The sequence below is a fragment of the Candidatus Melainabacteria bacterium genome, from assembly GCA_003963305.1.
GTDB lineage: Bacteria > Cyanobacteriota > Vampirovibrionia > Obscuribacterales > Obscuribacteraceae > PALSA-1081.
This window is the reverse complement of the sequence record RXJR01000004.1, coordinates 485,092-504,932: the sequence shown is the minus strand read 5'-3', so window position 1 is coordinate 504,932 and position 19,841 is coordinate 485,092. Positions and strand designations below refer to the sequence as shown.

General features: G+C 48.5%; 23 protein-coding genes. 7 read left to right on the top strand and 16 right to left on the bottom strand.

The genetic code is table 11. The features are described 5' to 3' along the window. Positions 1-18: 18 nt before the first annotated feature. From EKK48_06415 to EKK48_06405, 3 genes are all read right to left on the bottom strand, one after another. The gene (locus EKK48_06415; protein ID RTL44881.1) at positions 19-300 is read right to left on the bottom strand and encodes a hypothetical protein; all 282 of its coding nucleotides are present in this window, start codon (positions 298-300) and stop codon (positions 19-21) included. 56 nt (positions 301-356) lie between these two features. Further along, positions 357-602 carry a hypothetical protein gene (locus EKK48_06410; GenBank protein RTL44880.1) on the bottom strand — a complete coding sequence of 82 codons (246 nt, stop codon included), beginning with the start codon at positions 600-602 and terminating at the stop codon, positions 357-359. Between the two features lie 172 nt (positions 603-774). Continuing rightward, entirely contained in the window at positions 775-1,440 is a 666-nt protein-coding gene (locus EKK48_06405) for a DUF2239 family protein (GenBank protein RTL44879.1), read from the bottom strand. A 575-nt stretch (positions 1,441-2,015) separates the two neighbouring features. Between EKK48_06405 and EKK48_06400 the strand changes: the two genes are divergently transcribed. Beyond that, the gene (locus EKK48_06400) at positions 2,016-3,323 is read left to right on the top strand and encodes a hypothetical protein (GenBank protein RTL44878.1); all 1,308 of its coding nucleotides are present in this window, start codon (positions 2,016-2,018) and stop codon (positions 3,321-3,323) included. A gap of 244 nt (positions 3,324-3,567) precedes the next feature. Beyond that, on the top strand, positions 3,568-3,792 hold the full coding sequence (locus EKK48_06395; protein RTL44877.1) for a hypothetical protein: 225 nt from the start codon (positions 3,568-3,570) through the stop codon (positions 3,790-3,792). 50 nt (positions 3,793-3,842) lie between these two features. Here EKK48_06395 and EKK48_06390 read toward each other — a convergent pair whose 3' ends face one another. Further along, positions 3,843-4,373, bottom strand: coding sequence for a hypothetical protein (locus EKK48_06390; protein ID RTL44876.1), 531 nt, complete (start codon positions 4,371-4,373; stop codon positions 3,843-3,845). A gap of 62 nt (positions 4,374-4,435) precedes the next feature. Here EKK48_06390 and EKK48_06385 point away from each other — a divergent pair, with 62 nt between their 5' ends. Next, positions 4,436-5,413, top strand: a complete 978-nt coding sequence (locus EKK48_06385; GenBank protein ID RTL44875.1) for a hypothetical protein — start codon at positions 4,436-4,438, stop codon at positions 5,411-5,413. Then, a complete protein-coding gene (locus tag EKK48_06380) occupies positions 5,406-6,521 on the top strand; it encodes a TIGR00303 family protein (GenBank protein RTL44874.1) in 1,116 nt (371 codons plus the stop codon). Before EKK48_06385 ends, EKK48_06380 begins: the two co-directional genes overlap by 8 nt. Here the strand turns inward: EKK48_06380 and EKK48_06375 are convergent. Then, a complete protein-coding gene (locus EKK48_06375) occupies positions 6,518-7,990 on the bottom strand; it encodes a diguanylate cyclase (GenBank protein RTL44873.1) in 1,473 nt (490 codons plus the stop codon). The two genes, EKK48_06380 and EKK48_06375, sit on opposite strands and share 4 nt — an antisense overlap. 209 nt (positions 7,991-8,199) lie before the next feature. Here EKK48_06375 and EKK48_06370 point away from each other — a divergent pair, with 209 nt between their 5' ends. Together EKK48_06370 and EKK48_06365 are read left to right on the top strand one after the other, a co-directional pair. Continuing rightward, positions 8,200-9,378: an acyl-CoA dehydrogenase gene (locus EKK48_06370; protein ID RTL44872.1), complete on the top strand. Its 1,179-nt coding sequence runs from the start codon at positions 8,200-8,202 to the stop codon at positions 9,376-9,378. A 3-nt stretch (positions 9,379-9,381) separates the two neighbouring features. Further along, positions 9,382-10,080 carry a J domain-containing protein gene (locus EKK48_06365; GenBank protein ID RTL44871.1) on the top strand — a complete coding sequence of 233 codons (699 nt, stop codon included), beginning with the start codon at positions 9,382-9,384 and terminating at the stop codon, positions 10,078-10,080. 216 nt (positions 10,081-10,296) lie between these two features. Here the strand turns inward: EKK48_06365 and EKK48_06360 are convergent, their stop codons facing one another. From EKK48_06360 to nrdR, 4 genes are all read right to left on the bottom strand, one after another. Then, positions 10,297-11,073, bottom strand: a complete 777-nt coding sequence (locus EKK48_06360; GenBank protein RTL44870.1) for a ribonuclease HII — start codon at positions 11,071-11,073, stop codon at positions 10,297-10,299. A gap of 26 nt (positions 11,074-11,099) precedes the next feature. Then, on the bottom strand, positions 11,100-12,002 hold the full coding sequence (locus EKK48_06355) for a ribosome biogenesis GTPase YlqF (GenBank protein RTL44869.1): 903 nt from the start codon (positions 12,000-12,002) through the stop codon (positions 11,100-11,102). Positions 12,003-12,103: 101 nt separating this feature from the next. Beyond that, positions 12,104-12,541: a 50S ribosomal protein L19 gene (gene rplS, locus EKK48_06350; protein ID RTL44868.1), complete on the bottom strand. Its 438-nt coding sequence runs from the start codon at positions 12,539-12,541 to the stop codon at positions 12,104-12,106. 455 nt (positions 12,542-12,996) lie between these two features. Further along, on the bottom strand, positions 12,997-13,497 hold the full coding sequence (nrdR, locus tag EKK48_06345; protein ID RTL44867.1) for a transcriptional repressor NrdR: 501 nt from the start codon (positions 13,495-13,497) through the stop codon (positions 12,997-12,999). A 121-nt stretch (positions 13,498-13,618) separates the two neighbouring features. On the opposite strand from nrdR, the gene EKK48_06340 reads away from it, so the two are divergent. Then, a complete protein-coding gene (locus EKK48_06340) occupies positions 13,619-14,293 on the top strand; it encodes a hypothetical protein (GenBank protein RTL44866.1) in 675 nt (224 codons plus the stop codon). 26 nt (positions 14,294-14,319) lie between these two features. Here EKK48_06340 and EKK48_06335 read toward each other — a convergent pair whose 3' ends face one another. From EKK48_06335 to EKK48_06305, 7 genes are all read right to left on the bottom strand, one after another. After that, positions 14,320-14,808 carry a hypothetical protein gene (locus EKK48_06335; GenBank protein RTL44865.1) on the bottom strand — a complete coding sequence of 163 codons (489 nt, stop codon included), beginning with the start codon at positions 14,806-14,808 and terminating at the stop codon, positions 14,320-14,322. Between the two features lie 158 nt (positions 14,809-14,966). Next, the gene (gene rimO, locus EKK48_06330) at positions 14,967-16,340 is read right to left on the bottom strand and encodes a 30S ribosomal protein S12 methylthiotransferase RimO (protein ID RTL44864.1); all 1,374 of its coding nucleotides are present in this window, start codon (positions 16,338-16,340) and stop codon (positions 14,967-14,969) included. Between the two features lie 54 nt (positions 16,341-16,394). Next, positions 16,395-17,495 (bottom strand): helix-turn-helix domain-containing protein, encoded by a 1,101-nt coding sequence (locus EKK48_06325; GenBank protein RTL44863.1) that lies wholly within the window; start codon positions 17,493-17,495, stop codon positions 16,395-16,397. Continuing rightward, positions 17,485-18,210 (bottom strand): rRNA pseudouridine synthase, encoded by a 726-nt coding sequence (locus tag EKK48_06320; protein RTL45005.1) that lies wholly within the window; start codon positions 18,208-18,210, stop codon positions 17,485-17,487. Before EKK48_06320 ends, EKK48_06325 begins: the two co-directional genes overlap by 11 nt. 202 nt (positions 18,211-18,412) lie before the next feature. Next, positions 18,413-18,757: a YtxH domain-containing protein gene (locus EKK48_06315; protein ID RTL44862.1), complete on the bottom strand. Its 345-nt coding sequence runs from the start codon at positions 18,755-18,757 to the stop codon at positions 18,413-18,415. Between the two features lie 91 nt (positions 18,758-18,848). Beyond that, positions 18,849-19,238, bottom strand: a complete 390-nt coding sequence (locus EKK48_06310; protein ID RTL44861.1) for a hypothetical protein — start codon at positions 19,236-19,238, stop codon at positions 18,849-18,851. Between the two features lie 29 nt (positions 19,239-19,267). Continuing rightward, positions 19,268-19,732, bottom strand: a complete 465-nt coding sequence (locus tag EKK48_06305) for a hypothetical protein (GenBank protein ID RTL44860.1) — start codon at positions 19,730-19,732, stop codon at positions 19,268-19,270. Between the last annotated feature and the right edge of the window lie 109 nt (positions 19,733-19,841).

Below are 19,841 nucleotides of genomic sequence, written 5' to 3'. Positions count from 1 at the left end.
GGTCCGGCTAATTCCTCATTATCGTTTGGCGCTTTTAACGGCGTGACCTTTTGAATACATCTCGCTGCCGACTACAGCTTCTTGATTGAAGGTGATTTTGGGCAAACGAATTGTCTGCATATTGGCGACATCATTGCCGCTGCCATCGTAATTACCCCAAAATGTAGGTCCAACTTTCTTTTTGCGTGGTCTGTAGACGGGCATCATTTCGGATACATCTAAGTTGTGCAAAATACTCACCAGGGTGATGGTGGCGCCTACGATGCCTATACCGAGGAGAAGATAGACTAAAATGATCATTGGCTGTTCCTTTTGAGCAAGTTTGGAGTATTTGAAAACACCGCAGCCATCTGGCTTCAGGGATGCCATGAAACAGCGTGTTTTGTAAGCTGTGTCGGTGCAGTGGAGTCCATGGTGGGATTGTGTAGTGCGATGCTGCCTGGTCCGGCTGGTTCGGTGGCACCGGCATATCTGCCCCAGTAAGCAGCAGAAACACGAGACTGTGGCAAGATCTCATCTGTATGACAGATTCTAATCAGGACGAAGGATATGATGAGAGGGATTGTCAAAATCACGGCGAAAACAATTACTGGAAGGAACATACGTTTCTCCTCTTGGGGAAGGACGCGAGATTCCTTGCTGGCGAATAAGTAATCGCGCAGCAAACTTACGGCTTCCGTGAAGGACTTTGCGGGCACAAAGTCAATATATTGGTTGCACTTTAACTCCGCCTGACATCTTCGTCCATGGGAAATATACGATTTGATGCCGGTTTCAAGAACTCTGATTAGCCAGTTTTCGAAGATGTTTTTGTATATCAGCGGGCCAGGATTCAATCTGTTTTTCGAAGCGAATTCCATCTTGTGCAAATAATGCTCTGGTCGCTTCTTCGAAGCCGGTCAAATTGCCTGCCATCGCCGACATGAACTTGTAGGTGGCGTTCTGTTTGGCGCGAAGCTGATCCTTATATACGCTTTTGCGTTTCGCTTCTTCAACCAATTTACGCAGTGCAACAGATGCGCCACCAGGTTGTTCGTTGAGCCAGTCCCAGTGCCTGGGTAGCAACGTCACTTCCCTTGCGACAACTCCTAATTTCGGACGTCCTCTTCCGCGCGCACCGCTTTCGGTATCACCGGGTTTTGCGGTATTTTCAGGAGTGGCTGCGTCTGCTAATTCAGGTTCTGCTACTCTGTGTTCGATGCTTTTGATTGTGTCTGAATCTGCCGCTTCCAGTTTTAGACGTTCCTCGAACGCTTTAATTGATCCTCGGAAGTCTATCTCTATTATTTCGCTTGTTTCATCATCGAATACAAGTATCGGCTGCTGCTCTCCTTCGTCCAGGCGTCTCTTTGTCTTATTCAGCACATCGTTGATGTCTCCTGTCGCGATCATTTGAAAGCCAGCGAAAGAAGTGCATCTTAAATTAGACTGGTTGGTCATAGCATCCTCAGTACAGGTTTTTGGATGTGTGTGCCAGTGAAGGCGTGTAACTGCTTTTCGAAGATTGGAACACCGCACTTGTGATTTTACCCGGGTAATATTGGTAATGTCAAATTATATCCGGGTAAAAATAGGCGGGTAAAGGCGCTGGCCAATTTTGTTCTGCCTCATAAAGCCAATACAGGATTGGTTTAACCGGTTCTGGACATTTATGGGGTACCTACCATGGGAAATCTACTAATCACTAGGTATTTCCACCAATCGACTAGTTTGTCTGAGATATCTATCATTCGACTATGAAGCAAATTAGTTGAGGAAAAAAATCAAAGTTTGAAATCTTGGAAATAGTTGCGGGAAGTTAGCTTTAAATGCAATTCTCCGCGCCTTAAGTGAGCGCATGCGTAAAGCAGTCTCTTGTTCTGGTATCGGCGACGGTGCCTAGGAGTTTAGTGATTGACTGAAGCTCATAAAGTCCATGTTTCTGCGAAAACCATTCAGTTTAAAGGCGATGTGCAAATTAAATTTGGTTCGATAGCCCATTACAGCAGTCCAGCAGTTTTTAATTGGATAAGACAATGCATACAAAACAAGCCCAAGTAAGCGATTATCAGAGTCAGAATCTATCCCTTGCGAATCAAACAGTAGACCTTCTCGATCGCCTGGACCGTCGAAAAGAATTGCCTTTTGATCCGCTAAAACCGATTCAGAAGTCCAGTCCGCTCGTCCGACGAGTTGTCAGACCCGCTGTAGATAGAATTGCGCTTGGCGAGACGAACTTCGCGCCGCCAGCCGATAGCGCGATCGACGTCAGAGGCGAAGCTGCGAAGAAATCATCTTCTCATGAGACGCTTGATGAATTTGTGTACGAGTTTCGGCTTGCGAATTCACGCAGTGCCGCCCTTCGAAACATAGAACCATGGCGAGCTGAAAGCGAATTGAAATTCGCACAAAACAGCAAACGGGCCGCAGAAAGCGGTCGCTATCTCGACGAAGAAACTCGACTTCGCACCATTGAGATAGCAGAGGCGCGGCTGGCGAAAGCGCAGATTGCTGCAGATGCGGCAGGACCAACAAAATATGCGCAAACTGTTCGTTGTCTTCGAGATTACGCTGTTGCGATATCAAAGCATTTATCTGATCTGGCTGATTCTCAAGAACATGCAAGAGCTGCGCGTCACCTGGCTGTTGATCTGGAGTTGATGGTTAGAGCAGTCAAAAATCTCGAAAAAGGAGGCGCAGGTGATCTGCCTCAGGTCAACTTAGTGGAACCTTTTGACTATGTCGCTCGTATTGCGAAAGTTCGAGATCATTTAGAAGAGAAAATTTCTCGTATAAATTCCAACCAGGATAAACGGCTGGATCGTCTCGTCGAACAAAACTCGATATTGACTCAGCTTCAGAATCGATTGCCTGAATTGCCTGGTGATGGCGTAATCTTTTTCTTCAGTCGTGAGGGATTGATTATCAAAACCCCGATGAGCAAGCCGGGAAATATTCTGGTTGGAGTAGACAGACAGGAGTATCCGAAGAGTAAGTTGCGACCTGATGGAACTTTTCTCAGTCCCAATGGCGAGACGGTAAAGGTTGAAATGACTTATAAGGCAATCGACGTGCCGCGCTGGAAGAATGCTGGAAATGGTCCTAACGGTGCAGGAATTGATCGATTTGCCGGAGATGATATCGCTGGCGCGGTGATTGTGCGACCGAAGGCCGGCGCCAAACCAATTCAAGCGAATAAGAGAGTGTTCGTTGAGAAGGAGGTTGTTGGTCTGATCGGTGAATTGCCGGCAGACGTCATCGAAGGCATGGCCTTTAAGGAACTGGCGAAGCGTTTCGGCAACATGGAGTACAGCAGAAAACCATCCGAAGTCAAAGCTGTGTAGGCGCCTGGTTGTGCCCGATTCGAAAGAATTGTGCTTGGTGCAATTAGGCCCCAAAAACAGCCCAGGCAAGACTTGGGGAACCTCAAATTAAAGAGGTACTGAGCCGGATCTGGGTAAGAATCCTCAAAAGCAGGAAGCCATCTTCCTGCTTTCATTTATTTGGAATCGTTGTTAGTCAACCGATAACGGTTTGATTTTGGAAATGGTTTCCGTTAAGTCAACCGACAACGGTTGGGTTTTGGAAATGGTTTCCGTTAAGTCAACCGATAACGGTTGGGTTTTGGAAATGGTTTCCGTTAAGTCAACCGATAACGGTTTGATTTTGGAAATGGTTTCCGTTAAGTCAACCGATAACGGTTGGGTTTTGGAAATGGTTTCCGTTAAGTCAACCGATAACGGTTGGGTTTTGGAAATGGTTTCCGTTAAGTCAACCGATAACGGTTGGGTTTTGGAAATGATTTCCGTTTAAGTCAACCGATAACGGTTGGGTTTTGGAAATGGTTTCCGTTTGGTCAACCGTCAACGGTTGGGTTTTGGAGATGTTGAGGTTAATGTTAGCGGGGTCGTGACGATCGCCCAATTTTCGCTGATACTGACGACGTCGTATTTTTTGTCATACCGGCAAATTAATCTTCTGTGGAATGCACCCGGATTCCATACGATTTCTTTGATTGCGGTTGGTGTTCGATCCATTTCCAGTCCGACACGTCCGAAGAAGCCCTTTTGGGTGATTTTTTTGACGCCGAGTTGTTCCGACAATGTCAGGGCTTCTTGACAGTTTTCTTTCAACACTTGGGTTGGACTTAGCTTTGGATACATATAAGAGAAATAGTTGACATTGGTTACTACATGTCCAATGTCTCTCTCGTGTTGGTAAAAGAAGCGAACCAACTCTTGGTTAGAAATCAGCTCAGTATGAGCTGGACGAAGTAAGCAGAAAATCGGCAACAAAGAGAGATACGTAGTAAGAAAACACAATGCGCTCTGCATTTCGTCCCTCCCCGTTTTTTGGATTATAGCGGCAACTCTCGTCGGCTCATATGTTGCCACTTAACTATTTCTTCCGTAGCCGTGTTTTTTTTGAGAAGATAAGTCGGAAGAGGGGGTGGGGCGTGGATCAACCAAAACAACAATTAGAGACCGATTCGTCTCCGCCTCTGTCTTCGGAGCCATTCACCACCGAAGAGCAAATTTCACCATACAAGTGTTTTGCAAGTAAGCAGTGGTGGCGAAACGTGCTTTTCATGTCGCTGACGTTTGCCAGGCAGTGTATTACTCCAGCGTGTTTGTGGTTGGCTTCACTTGCGACAATTATCTTACCGTCGCTTTTTGTAGCAACGACGTTTGGTAAAACCGTTGAAATTTCTCAGCTGCTGCAAGCAATGGCTGTCTACATAGTGACCCTGTTTATTGCTGTGCCGCTTTTGTTCTGGTGTTTTGGGGCCTGGCTTGTTCGTCTCACTGCTTATTCAGCGGCTCTTGAAACATTCTCTCGTCGTGAGCTCTTGTTAGAGAGGCTTGATAAGTCTCGTGTGGTGCGAGTTCAGCAGCAGGCTCTGGAGCACGTGAGAACTCAGAAGCTTTTTCTTGCAAAATTCTGGTCGACTTTGACCATATTCTTGTTAGGACCGTGCGGCTTGTTTTTCCTATCTATGCTCGTGCTAGCGTGCACCTCGCCAGCTGTGCTGGGGAACTCCGCTCTTCGTTTGTCTGCAGGTGTGACTTTGGCGGCGCAGGCGATCTGCCTTATTTCTGGTTTGGTGACTACTACGGTCAGTTTTGTCGGTATCTCAGTGTCGGCAGTCTCTGATATCGAACCCGTTAAACAGGCCAGAAGGACCGTCTTTATTTCAGCGAAATGCTTGATTCCGCTTAGCGTGATCACTGTGTTGTCCGTCTGTGTGAGTGTTTTGATTACATCTCCTGACGAGATATTGCAAGGCAACGCTATCAGCGCCGGCTTTGTCAATGCGGGTTGGATGTCGGTCGTGCAGGAAATCTGGCGAGCTGTCTCCAGCACTGTGGTATGGACCCTGACACTGGCTCCGATTTGTGAGTTTATGCGAGGACGGCAGATATTGAATGACTGAGTTTATTCAGTATTTAAATAGTGAAGAGCAGATGCGAAAACTCTTGTTTCGTCTGAATGCTCGCACCCAGTTTTGTTTGTCGATGGGAAGCACTGAAACAAGCGACGTTGCAGGCATTTCCGCCGCTGGTGCAACGCCCGAATTCAGACGGCTGACACCTGCTGCAGACGCTGAAGCCCTTGTATTTGGTCATACTTTATCGGTCGACAAGTTACCAGTCTCCCCGTTGGGCGTCGTGTCTCCTGTAGTTATTACAAGGGCTTGTCTTAACCTTGCCGGATTGATACCACATATAGTGAATTGTGGTGCTTTTGTGGTGCCGCGGGTTCCTTTTCTTGGCGTAGGAACCGCTCCCGCTGCGGCAATCTCGACTGGACGCGCAATGCCACCTGATTTGGTGTGTGCATTGTTCAGTCGGGGCTATGAGTTTGGACTTCAACGGTCCCGGGAAACAGATTCTATTGTCATGGCTGAATGTGTTCCTGGTGGAACTACGACTGCCCTCGGAGTGCTGATTGCACTTGGATATGACGCTCGCCGGGCACTCTCTGGTAGTATCCCTAATTGTAATCACGATATGCGTTTGGAGTTGGTGGAAGAGGGCTTGCGCAACGCTTCTCTTCAGCCCGGAGAAGGAGATCCGATTGCAATCCTTGCTGCTCTTGGCGATCCAATGCAACCATTTGTTGCCGGGATGGCATTGTCTGCCAGTAAACACATAGCTGTGATACTGGCTGGCGGATCTCAAATGCTGGCCGTCTATGCTTTGTGCAAGGCTTTCGCGCCCATGTACGACATTCAAATTAAGGACAGTGCAATCGGTATAGTTACCACTAAGTGGGTAGCGTTCGATGAGCACGCCCGCGTTCCTCATTTGTGCGAGGAAATTGATGCTCCGATGGCGGCTGCCTGTCCGGATTTCAATTTGTCTAGGCACCCGGGCTTGCAGTTGTACGAGCGCGGCAACGTCAAGGAAGGCGTAGGAGCAGGAGCTGCTATGGTTCTTGCATACAACGCTTTGCAGGGCGATACTACAGCAATGATGAATGCTATCGACCAGTCCTACGACGAGATGGTTCGCTATCCTTGCTCAGAGGCGATCAGTTAATCGTACACTGAAACGCAGTTGCGTCCAGCTTCTTTGGCTTTCTGTAAGGCAATTTTTGCGTCCCGCAAGATGGTTTCTGGATTGAGATCTTCCATGTTGAAATGAGCACAACCAACGCTAACTGTTACTTGAGGACCTTTTTTTCCGCTGTTTTTACCAAAGCCTAGTTGTTCGACTTCAAGCCGAACCTTTTCCGCCAATACTTTTACACCTGCAATCTCAGTGTTTGGAAGGACAACTGCGAATTCGTCCCCGCCATAGCGTGCAATCAAATCACTTGATCTTGTGATGTTCATTAGTCTGTTAGCAATCGTCGAAATGACGACATCACCAACTTCGTATCCAAATTCGTCATTGAGTTGCGCAAAATTATCGATGTCGATGATCGCCATGCCGACTGCCAGTCTCTGTCTAAAAGAGAAGAGCAGTTGTTGCTGGAGAAAGCCGACAAGAAATTCCAAATTGTAGAGACCGGTGAGCGGATCGATTGATGCCCGGTACGCTTCGCGCGAGTGGAGCACTTCGATTTCTTGCTTGGCGAGCAACAGTTGAATTACAGGTTGCATTTGCAGCTGTAGTTGGCTCATAAATGCTTTGGAAGTGGCATTGAAAGTCTTCTTTTGATATGAGGCAAAGATGAGTGCCCCGATGCCTGTTTTTTCACCAGCTACCGGCAATAACTCAAACTCTCCTAAACCTTTTCCGTTTTCTTCGAACTCTCCCCGAACGTCCATGGAAAGGTCGCGTGGTACGGAAAGTTGCTTGGTTATTTTGGCCACAAGTTGATCGAAAGCTTCCTTGCTGAGTCCGGGCGCTAACTGAAACGCAGCCCAGGGGCTATCTGGATTGGCAATCACGATGCCAAGTACATCCGGGCTGAAAAGTTGGTTTATCGATGAGAAATAAGCGTCTACAAAGCGTTTCCTTGGTTCTACAAGTCCAGTCATGCTGCGAGTCAATCTGGTCACCAGTCGCTCAATGAGCAGGTCGTCCAGCAGACCGGCATAACTGTTGATCAAATTGTGGCTGGAAAAGGTTCGGGAGGGAACCAGCAAGTTTTTTACCATGCTGGTCTTCCAGCCCTGTTCTTTGGCTGACTTGATCAACTCTTCTAGCATTTCGATCACTGCTTTGACGTCGGTAAGTTCTTCCGGTTCAAGCAGCGCATCAGGTAGAGACGCTATACGCCAGAATTCATCTTGCTCAGCGGGAGTGCCCTTTATTAATACAATCGGAAGTCTGCTCGTGCGATCGTTCGACTTAATCAAGCACGATAGTTGGTATCCGCTCAGATCTTGCAAAGAAGTCGAGGCTATCACGATGTCTGCCCCTTGCGAGCCCAGCTCGTCAAGAGCGTCGAAGCCTCCACGACAGGCCGAAATCTCATGGCCAGCTGCTTTTAGCTCACTTTTTAGATGGCTGTGGGCGACTGGATCTTCATCTACAAATACGATTTTATACTCTGCCATGCTTTCCAAATCCTGCTGGTTTCATGCCTTGCTCGTCAATTTTACAGGGTTGAGAGAGGAGTATCCATCCATCCAAATCACATCCAAATCACTCTAAGAGAAGACAAACATGAGGAGCGCGAATGTTATGATCATGCTTTGATAAAAGCTCTGTGCCGGCTTCGATTGAGAACTTATCGGCGCCGATTCAATGAGGTTCGTGACTGACTATGGCAACTGCGACATCGCTCAAAGACCAGCCGCTTACTTTCGAATATACGGAAGAACAGCTGTTAATTCGAGACACAATTCGAGAAATCGCTCAGAAAGAATTTGCACCGAGAGCGGCGGAAATAGATAGAGACCATCGTTTTCCCCGTGAAAACTGGGAGTTGCTTGGCGCATCAGATGTTTGTGGTTTGCCTTTTCCCGAAAAATATGGCGGCTCCGGCCTCGATTCTCTTTGCTACAGCATTGTTGTAGAGGAACTGGCTAAAGTGTGCGCTACCACCTCTGTTGTTTATTCCGCACATGTCTCCTTAACAGCAAAGCCAATTTACATGTTTGGCAACGAAGAGCAGAGAGAGCGTTTTCTTGTGCCGATGTGCCAGGGCAAAAAATTAGGTGCCTTTGCGTTATCTGAACCAGGGTCGGGTTCAGACGCTGCAGCTGCAAGATGTACCGCTGTTTTAGACGGCGATCACTTCATTTTAAATGGCTCAAAAAATTGGATCACCAACGGAGTCGAAGCTGATTATTATCTGGTTATTGCTCAAACTGATGCGAGCCTGAAGCACAAAGGGCTCGTGGCAATAGTTGTCGAAAAGGGCACTCCAGGTTTTACTTTCGGCAAGCTCGAGGATAAATTGGGAATCAAGGGTTCTTCAACATGCCAGATTATGTTTGAAGATGCCCGTGTGCCTGCAGCTAATATGCTTGGCTCAATCGGTGAAGGGTTCAAAGTCGCTATGTCAACCTTAGACGGCGGAAGAATCGGCATCGCCTCCCAGGCTGTGGGAATTGCGCAGGGGGCGTGGGATCATGCCTTCAAATATTCAAAAGAGCGCGTTGCTTTCGGCAAGACGATCAATCAATTTCAGGCCATTCAATTCATGCTTGCTGAGATGCAAACCGAAATTGATGCCGCTCGACTTTTGACCTATCATGCCAGTCTGGCACAAGATCGCGGTCTGAAATTTACGAAAGAAGCTGCCCATGCCAAGCTTTATGCCTCTGAGGTGGCGATGCGCAGTACCGTCAAGTGTGTTCAGATCTTCGGCGGATATGGCTACGTCACTGATTATCCTGTTGAACGCTATATGCGCGATGCAAAAATTACGGAGATATATGAAGGAACCTCCGAGGTACAAAGAATTGTGATTGCTAACCAAGTATTAAAGGGAATGTAAATTATGTCGTGGAACCCGCCTCCTCAGCCCAAACCACAGGGTGCGCCTCCGCCAGGTAACGGAGGTCCAGCAGAACCAGCAGAGTTGAGCCTTTATCAACTTTTGCATGTAGATCGTGATGCGCACGTCACCATTATTCGTTACGCCTATAGATTTTTGGCTGCTCAGTATCACCCAGACAATGGTGAGACTGGCGATGCTGAAAAATTCAGGATCATCACCGAAGCATGGAAAACCCTTTCTGATGAAGGTAAGCGAGCCGCTTACGACATGTCTCTCGGCGCTCAGGAACAGACCCGGGGTGGGACGCAACACAAAGCGCAGCCTAAGGTAAACGAGTTCGGGCGAGACGCGTTGCCTACTATGGTCAAAGCCGGAATCTCGTGGAACGAAATTGAGTTGCGTCTGGCTATTCTGCAGGTTCTTCTGGCTGCCCGCAAAAAGAAACCAGCGTCAGGCGGTGCTTCCGGAAAGATGCTAATGGACTGTTTGCAGTTGGATAGCATTATCGAAATCGAGTTTGCTTTGTGGTACTTGCGTGAGAAGCGCTACATCGAAACCGGCGAGCGTGTGTTTATGATCACCGGAATCGGGCTCGACTACTTGACCGATCAGTTGTCCAAGACTCAGATTCTTGAAGGTCCAGGCGCCAGCGAGAAGAAGGTCAATGAAGTGGCTAACCTGCCAGCTGTTTTGAGTTAGCTTCCAGCCGGTAGTATCGAATTTGGTGCCTTGCTGTCACGGCGATTACGCTATCGGCGTGCCGCGCCACGGCCGTTGGTGTCGCCTTGTAACCAATGTCGGCGTGCGTTGCAACTAATATTGGTGTGGCCGTGTAACTAATGTTGGCGCTGACATGCAACTAATATCGGTGTCGACTTGCAACTAATGATCGGCGTCGTTCGAGTTGTCGGAGCTTTATTTGGCAATCATTTCTTTAACGCGTTCCTGCAACTCGTAGTCTGACATTAGGTCTTCACTCGTGCAGTCGCCGGTTACGAACTTTTCGCTAAACAGACGGCGATGATAGCTCGTCATGCCCAGCCTTCTCAGCGCCTCTCGATGCGCTCTCGAAGCATATCCTTTGTTCTGGTGCCAATCATATTCAGGATGTCGCTGGCTGAGCTCATGCATAAGCTTGTCCCGATACACTTTTGCGATTATCGAGGCAGCGGCGATGCATGCTGATGACGAATCTCCCTGAATAACGGGTGTTTGAAGGTGCTCGACGTCGTTCATTGCTTTATTGCCATCAACTAAAACCAGTGTGGGTAGTAAATCCGGAATCGAGGCTTTGACTTTGCTCATGGCACGACGCATCGCAAGGAGACTGGCTTGCAAGATATTGATTTCGTCAATTTCTGATACAGAAGCCTCCTCGATTGCATAGACGGATACTGATTGAATAATCGCAGCGAGCCGTTCTCGTTGTGCAGGAGTTAGCTTTTTTGAATCGTTTAATTCGCAAAGTGATTCGGCCAGTTGGGAATTCTCATCGATATCTGGCAGCATAACTGCCGCTGCCACCACCGGGCCCGCGAGACATCCGCGTCCTACTTCATCGGTGCCAATTAAGTAGCACTGCGGTTTTTTAGATCTTCCTTTGAAACGCTGCTTTTGATCGAATAACAGCAATTGACGCAGTGCAATCAGCTTTTCGTCTGTTTTTTTCTTTCTGTGCAGAGTATTCGGCATTAAGGCACCAGCGCAGGATGACTTGATTATAGTGTTTGTGGTGCGCGATCCAAAGTTATTCTTCCTAATCTTCCATTGCGCAGATCCGTTAGAAACGTATTGGCCGCTCTGGATGTATCGAGTTTTCCGCCGTGAGTCAAAAAATGCCGTAGAGTCGCTATGTCTTCCAGACTCGCTGAACTTAAATCACAATCTGGCATATACTCTTCGATTATTTTTGGATATGTTTTTTTGAGCAAATTCAACCCGTGCCGAGATATTTCTTCTGCGTTGTAGCTGGTCTCTGGAATCAAGTTAAGTAGAGCCAGCTTGAGAAAAGCATCTTCGTTCAGAGTAGCCGATGGCAAAAAACCTGGGGTGTCGAGTAACTCGATCTGCGGATGAACTCGAACCCACTGGGGACCTTTAGTAACACCCGGTCGGTTCTCTGCTTTGGCTTTATTTTTGCCGATCATCCAATTGATCAAACTCGACTTTCCAACGTTTGGCATTCCAACCACCACTGCTCGCATCGGACGAGGTAGCAATCCCTTGCGCTTGAGCTGGAGCCGTTTTTCTTCTGTGAGTTGTAATGATATATCTAGAAGTTTCGAACGATTTTTTTGCGTTTTCAGGGAAAGTGAAATTGTCTGCGTCGGGGCCTGGCTCCGAGAGGATGGCTCAGGTGGCGGGGTCTCTTTGTCATTGTTTGCCGAAGTTTCCATCAAGTTGAGCCATTCACGAACTTTGGCTTGATCGGCAAGGTCTTCTTTACTGAGAACGACGAGGCGAGGTTTCTGGCCGAAGATATCCTGGGCGTTGGGGTGGCGGCTGGATACAGGCGCTCTTGCATCCAACACTTCAATAACAAGATCAACCCACTTGAGAGCCTCCTGCAAAGACTTGTAAGCCGTTGCATGACCTGAGCCCTTGCCGGATTTTGGTGGCATGTTTGATCCGAATTGGAACGTTTTTGCTAAGAGAATAATCCTGGGTCTGCTTAAGTTGGCGACGTGAGTCGCATACCAGCCCCAGGATCAAACCATTTATCTTATTCTGCGACTTCAGTTTTGGCCGATTCTGCAACCGGAGCTGGAGCGGCTTTGCCTTGAGGTGCAGCAGTGCCAACCAGTTCTTTCTTGGCGCCAATTTTTTCTTTGATACGTGTAGCTTTGCCGGTTCGCTCACGCAAATAGTAGAGCTTGGCGCGGCGAACGTGTCCGCGTCTCTGTACCGTGATCTTTTCTACACGAGGTGAGTGAATCAAGAATACCCGCTCGATGCCGATTCCTTGAAATACACGTCTAACCGTGACAGTTGCACTGACGCCACTGCCGTTTTTCTTGATAATTACGCCTTCATAACCCTGAGTGCGTTCTTTGCCGCCCTCTTTGATTTTTACGAACACTTTGACGGTGTCGCCGATATTCAAGGCCGGCACATTCGTCTTCAAAAGTGGTGCTTCAATTTCCTGGATAATCTGATTCATGGCTACTGCGCTGCTTTTTGACTGTAATAAATTTGGTCCATCATTCTAACATGAGCCTTTCCCGATTGTTGGTTTCGAAGAGCCAATACTGGTAAGCGATTCACGTACCTTAACGAATTTGCTGTTGAGTCCAAGGCTCTAGCGTTCATATATACAGGACGTTGTGCTTCCTCATGACTAAAGCGCTGCCGCAAGATGATACATGATTTATATTCTAATGTGCCTCCTGATTGTCAGGAGGCTGGTTGTAATTGGCACCTTGAACGACCTTTTGACTGGAAAAAATTCAACCGCTTTCGGTTGAGTTAAATTCGAGTAGAGAGATCCGCCGCACTTATTTAGAGTGGGAAAATTCAACCGTTATCGGTTGGGTTCGCAGAAAAATCCAAAAAGATATCGATTGCTCCAAAAAAGCTGAACCGATTACGGTTGAATTTCAGGCTGGCACAGTGGAATTAAGCACTGGATACAGTGGCTTCTTCTGCCTCTGTGTGGGAAAGCAGTGTTTTTGTGTCTTTCAGAGTGTTGAGCTCAACTATGAAATCTTCAATCGACCGAAATTGTCGGTAAACACAGGCGAATCGGACGTAAGCTACTTCATCTAGATTTCGAAGGCGGGCGAGGGCGAACTCTCCCAACAAGGTAGAAGGCACTTCCCGCTTGCCAAGTGATGCTAGCTCATTTTCCAATGAATCGACTAGATCATCTATCTGTTCTGCTGTAATTTTTGTTTTCGATACTGCTCTAGTAAGTCCAGCTCGCAGTTTCTCACGCATGTAAGGTTCGCGACTACCTGATCGTTTTACTACCAGGAACTGTACTATTTCAACGCGTTCGTAAGTCGTAAACCGTTTATCGCACTGTTCGCACTGACGGCGTCTGCGAACGGATTTTTCTCCCGTCAAGCGAGATTCAAGAACCCGACTATCTCTGTGATTGCAAAATGGGCAAAACATCTCAGGTCAATTATAGAACAGTGGGCCGGTAGAAACTATCAATGAATTGCCTCCACGCGCTTAAATACTGGTTCGAGGGTGTAATAATGGTTGTTAGTAATGACTCTTTCCGTTCATTCTAATGCAAAAGAGGACTCCCAATTATTACCAGATGCTCGGGTTGGCACCCGAGGTAAGTGCGCTTGAGATCAAACGTGCTTACAGGACTCTTGTAAAAAATCATCATCCAGATGTCGATTACCACGGTCAAGATCTGAGTGAGAGAAATAGAGCCACTGAATACATGATGCAGATCAATGAAGCTTACGAGACATTGATCGATAAATCGAAGCGTGCGGCCTATGATTTGATTCTCTCTTCGGATGGTCGAGGACGGTTAACGGCCAGATTCACTGACTTAAATGAGGCTGAGGATCGCGAAGTATATCTGCGTATGAACTTTCACCCAGCCAGGCAGTCGATCTTGCGTGTGATGAAAAAATACAAGCGCCAGTTAAGCGATCTCTCACTCGATATATATGATGATGAACTGGTTGCGTCTTTTGAAAAGTATGTTGACGAAGTTGAGGATACGCTGCGTAAGGCTTCACAATCACTGTCAGCAAGGGTTGTGCCCAGTTCTCTGGATGGCGCCGTAACAATGCTCCGGTATTCGATTGCGCAGGCTGCCGATGGGCTCGATGAGATGCGCCGCTTTTGTCAAAATTATGACTACGATCATCTCCACATGGCGGGTAATTTGTTCAGAGAGTCCTCTGACCTCTCCAAGCAAGGTCTGCAGCTAAGCAAGCGTTAGTATGTTAGCTGTGGACTGGCTGTGTCCTAGAATATTCGGTCCAACTGCAGCTCTGTTAAAAAGCCTCGATTTAAAATGGCCTGGCGTAAAGTGATATTGCCCGCGATGCGGTCGCTTATTGCCGTTTGCAGCTGATCTGCAGTCAATAAGCCGGTGCGTATTAGTTTCTGCCCCCAGCCATTTTGTTTTTGGTTAACTGGTCGAAGAGCTTTTAACAAGAAGAGAAAGGCTCGCAATTCCTCAATTGTAAGACAGCCTGCGTAGACAAAAAATGTGCCGAGTGGCAGGCCGTTTAGTGCTGGGGTCTCGTGCACCAGGAGTAGATCGGTCAGTTCGTCCTCGGTCAGTCGCCCGCTTTCAACCAGCATTCGCTGCAGATCTGGTGTTGCAAGACAAAAAGCTTTGGCCTCGTTGATATCACCTTCAGTAAGGCAACGCATCAAGGCCTGATAATTTAGCTCTCCGCTGCCGGTATGGCAGTCCGCAGAGCGTGTTTGATCTGGTTGTTCCATCATATTCTCGCGCCAACAGTTGAAGTATGCCCACTATATTTGCGCGATAACGGTTGATTTCCCGGCGGGCATCCTGGTGGGTGAAAGTCCCACAGAGATGGTAAATCGTCTGATTTCTGAGATCTAAATTGAGAATTTAGCTCAAGTCGAACCGAGTCAACTCAGACTGAGCTGCCCTTACTTGCCACTAGATGTAGTGCTGGAGAGGGGTTTTCTAATGCTGTACCGTACAGGTCATACGGTCCGCTTCGGTCAATTCTGACCGTGGCAAGTTCACCCATGGTGACCAGATCTCCGGCTGGATCCGTTACGTAGACTTGATTATCGATTGAGGGTGCGTCCCACTGTGATCTTCCGCAGTACAGGTTTTTCTTATCGTCGAAGCTTTCGATCAAAACGTCTATTTGTTGACCAACCAGCATCTGGTTGTGTGCTGTCGAAATCCCGTGCTGAATCTGCATGATCCGCTTGCGACGGCTCTTTTTGACTCTTTCGGTAATTTGATCCGGCATGTGACCGCTTGGTACTTCCATCTGCCGAGAATATGCAAAGACACCAAGCCTGTCGAACTTTTGGGTTTCTATGAAACGAGCCAGGTGTTCGAAGTGCTCTTCTGTTTCACCCGGAAAGCCAACAATAAACGTTGACCGGATACGAACGTCAGGGATCATCTGGCGGATCTTTTCTACGGTTTTTTCAGGATGCAGTGGTCTGGCCATTGCCTTGAGCATCTCAGGATGCGAGTGCTGCAGCGGAATATCAACATATTTCACAACTTTGGGTAGCGATGCAATCGTTTCGAGCAATTCATCCGGTGTTTCCGTCGGATAGGCATACATAACCCGCAACCACTCCAGCCCGTCAATATCGTGGAGGGCGCGCAGTAAGTCTGAAAGCGCCATTCGCTTGTATATATCGAGCCCATAATAGGTTGAGTCTTGAGAAACTAAGATGATTTCTTTTACGCCAGAGGCAACAAGCATGCGCGCCTCTTTTACCAGCGATTCGATAGTTCGAGAGCGGAAATCACCCCGTAATTGCGGAATAATGCAAAATGTACAACGGTGATCGCAACCCTCGGCAATCTTCAAGTATGCGGAAGCGCCAATGCCTGTCTGCATTCTAGGCAACACATCTTCGTGGTAATCGTTGGGAATATCGCTTACCTGCACCACCCGTAGTGATGAATCGTTGGCAATGGCCGAAATCACGTCCACTATGCTGGCGATGTCGCCCGTACCGACCAGGGCTCGGGCTTCAGGAATTTCCTCAATCAACTCTTCTTTGAAGTGCTGAGCGAGGCAGCCGGCAATTATGAGCTCCTTGCCCTGATCTGCAAGTTCAACCAGGGTGCGAACTGACTCTTGCCTGGCATCCCCAATAAACGAGCAGGTATTGACGAGGCACATATCTGCTGCGTCGTTATCAAAAGTGACCTCGAAACCAGCCTGATTCAACAGTCCGAGCATTACCTCGGTGTCGGTTTGATTCTTTGGACAGCCAAGTGAGACAACGCCAATCTTTGGATTACGCATGACCAGTGCTCCGTTGGTTCGGAATTGACTTCCGAACTGAATTGAGACGCTGGACTACTCGCCGCTATCTCGCCCTTCAGTATAACGGTAGGGGACGTCAATAGATCTTGAGCCTCCCACTGATTCCCCGGGAATTGAACGGGATGCACCGTCATCAACCGGTCGGTATCTGCGTTTTGGTGTCAGGGTGGCATCTGTCACAGGTCGCTTAACAATGCGCTTTACAGGTGGCTTGAGCGTGCTGGTCAGAGCCGTTGCACCCAGCGGTTTGATGGTCCCGTCGGGCCCGATTGTTGTGCCCGATGTCGCCACCGGATTTTTAGCCATGAAAACCTTTTCGGCCCGGCGCCCGGCTGGTCCGAGAGTGGAGGTCTTGCCGTCGACATCAACTGTGATGCTAGCTCCGTTTCCGGCGACGATTCTGATACCCTGCGGGTCTTTGTAATCACGACGGTCGCCGGACTCCAGATTGCCGATGTAGAGTGATTCACCTGTGCTCACTGATTTGATATCGACCCAGACGTGCTGGCTAGCTGTGAAAGAAAGCTGCACGTCGTTGCTGGTTGGCGTCTGAGTGGTTGCTGGCACAGTTGCTGCCACTGTCGGACCTGTCTGAGAGCCTGTCTGTGCGGTGCCATCCGGAGCAGCCGTTGGCTGGATTTTGTCAAATTTGGACTGAGGCAGTGACTTAACCAGTGAGTCAGGGTTTGTGTCGTTGCGCTGTTGCAGGTTGTATAGGAAAGTGATTAAACCAAAGATCAAGACAATCCAGCAGACAGGAAAAAACAGACTTTTCAGAATATTAGGCGGCCTATCTTCGATGCGTGATCGTTGCACATACGGTGCGCTTACAAGCACTGGTTGGGCGACGTTAGACCGGCTGCTCCAGCCTCCATCGCCATTGCTTGATCGTTCAGGAGTGGCTTGTTTGCGATATTCATCAGACAAATTTTGTCCATTCAGTCCTACGCATTCGGCATAGCGCTTAATGAATCCAGCCACATAAACGGGCTCCGGTAGGTCATCTGCGATGCCTGTATCAATTGCTTGAAGATGGTTTACCGGAATTTTTGTGCGCTCGTAAATTTGAGCTAGAGTCAATCCTTGCCCTTCGCGGGCATTCTTCAATTTTTGTCCAATCTGCTCAAGTGCCACTTAACAAACCTGTCTTAATTGCTTTGATTTCACGAACCGTCAAATGGCGCCATTCTCCCGGCTCCATTTCTCCCAATTGTAACTCACCTATAGCAACTCTGACCAAACGGATGACCGGGTAGCCCAGCTTGGCGCACATCCGCCTGATTTGCCGGTTTCGACCCTCTCTTATGGCAATCTCGAAAATTGATTCATCTTCGCTTCTGTTTATTAAGCAAGTTTCCGCTGGCAGGGTGAAGCCATCGTCGAGTCGCATTCCGGTGGACATTTTTCGCAAGGCAGCATCGGTGATTTTGCCTTCGACAACCGCTTCATATCGCTTATAGACGTGCTTGGATGGATGAGCCAGTGACTGGGCCAGGTCGCCGTCGTTGGTGAGTATTATCAGGCCTTCAGAATCCATATCCAGTCGACCAATAGGCTTCAGGTGGGCAAGGTTTTTTGGCAGAAGCTCAAGCACGGATTCGCGCCCCATCTCATCGCTGCAGGTTGTGACGACGCCGCGCGGTTTGTATAGTAGGACGTAGTCGAGTTTTCTCGCTCTCAGCTTTCGCCCGTCAACGACCAGAACATCGCGCTCGAGATCGATTGCCCTGTTGAAATCAGTTACGATCGTGCCGTTCACCACTACTTTGCCGGCTGCAATCAGTTCATCGGCGCGTCGCCGCGAGCAAAATCCGGTGGCAGCAATCGCTCTGTTGAGCCTTAAGGTCATATTGCTGGTTCGCTTTGCACCGTATGTGGTGCATGGTAACGGTCGGCACAATGGTCAGGCGTGCGTTTTTCGTGAATGTTGGCCGTGAGCGGATCACCACACGTTTGTGTGTGTCAACCAGACACAGACAAAGCGAGTCTATCACAGTTGAATAATCGGACCGGCATGGATGCAGCCGGGATACCTACCGCTAGATAATCGACTAGCCCGATGTCATCGATTCGACGTCGTCAACCAGTACCTGGGTGCTCTGCCCGGCTAGTTCCTGGATCTTGTTTGAAATCGTCTCTTTTGTGCCTGCCAGCCCTTCCGACGCGCGTTTGATGACATCACCACCGCGTTGCTGCACATCGTTAATGGCAGCGCCTCCCCGCTTTTTGATGTCTCCAATTGAATCGCTGGCTGTTTTGTAGAGGTCTTCTGAACCGTCTGCCAGCTGTCTGCGCAGGTCAGCGCCTGACTTTGGTGCAGACAGCATTCCAAAGAGGAACCCCATGATTCCGCCCACTAATAACCCTTCAAAAAATCTTCCGCTTGAGTCGGCCATTGTTCTTTACCTCTGCCAATCTTGTATTTGACGACTTCCATCCTTCTAGTTTGTTCTTGTTTCTAAGACTAGCTATGTTTCCGGTTGTTAGCTAGGTTTGTTCTCGTGATTCGCTTTTGCCTTCCAAGTAGGTTTTGACGCCTGCAAACAGTCCATGTGCCCAGACTGACGATTGTTTTGTTGCTGAACCGGCAACTTTTGTGAGAGTGCCGCTCACATCTTCCACTTTGTGGCTGACTGTACCCATAGTTTGCCCAGCAATTTGCTTCAACTCGCCCACGCCGACCACAACTTTTTGTACCTCCTGCAGCGTTGGACCGAGCTCTTCTTCGAGCGTCACTGCGAGCTTCTCATAAGCTGAGAGGGTACGATTTACCTGTGGTATCAAGGTCATTGCCGCCCAGACCAGTGCGCAGACCGAAAAGCCCAGAAACAGAAGTGCGCCCAGTACCAATCCATTTATCGAACTTAGCGGATCCAAAGTTTATTCCCCTTTTAGCGGTCGCTAGATTAACGATGCTGGAACGGCAATACCGACGAACTACCCAATTCCAACTCTTCCCGCTTTTTCGCAGCTGCCAGTTTCCCGGCTGCCACAGCGCGTTTTAATCGCATCGTCTGTTCTTCGATAACGAGCTGGCAGTAGTTAAGCGCTGATGCGTAGAGATCAAGTGAGTCATCCACGAGTTCACTGACTCTCTCCGGCATATCAGTTGCGGTCTGCTTGATAACGCCTCGAACCTCACTACCCGGTTTGGGTGCGGTCAGAAGAGCCAACGCGGCTCCGCCCAGTGCGCCGACGACCAGTCCCACGAACCACGAACTCGTTCCAGAGCCCGTCGTCTCATTGTCATTTTGTCTACCCATTCGATAGTCTCCGATCTTTTCGATTAGCTTTGATTTGAGATAGGACGCCAAATGCTTAGTCACATCAGGTCGCAAGGGACTTTTGTGTCCAGTAGTGGAGTATATCATTCACATTATGTCTTAAGTTGGCGTAGAAGCCTGATTCGCACAATTATTTTAATCGGACGTCAGTGGCGCCCTGCCGTTTGGCTGCGCTGTTCCGCTAACCCGTTGGTTC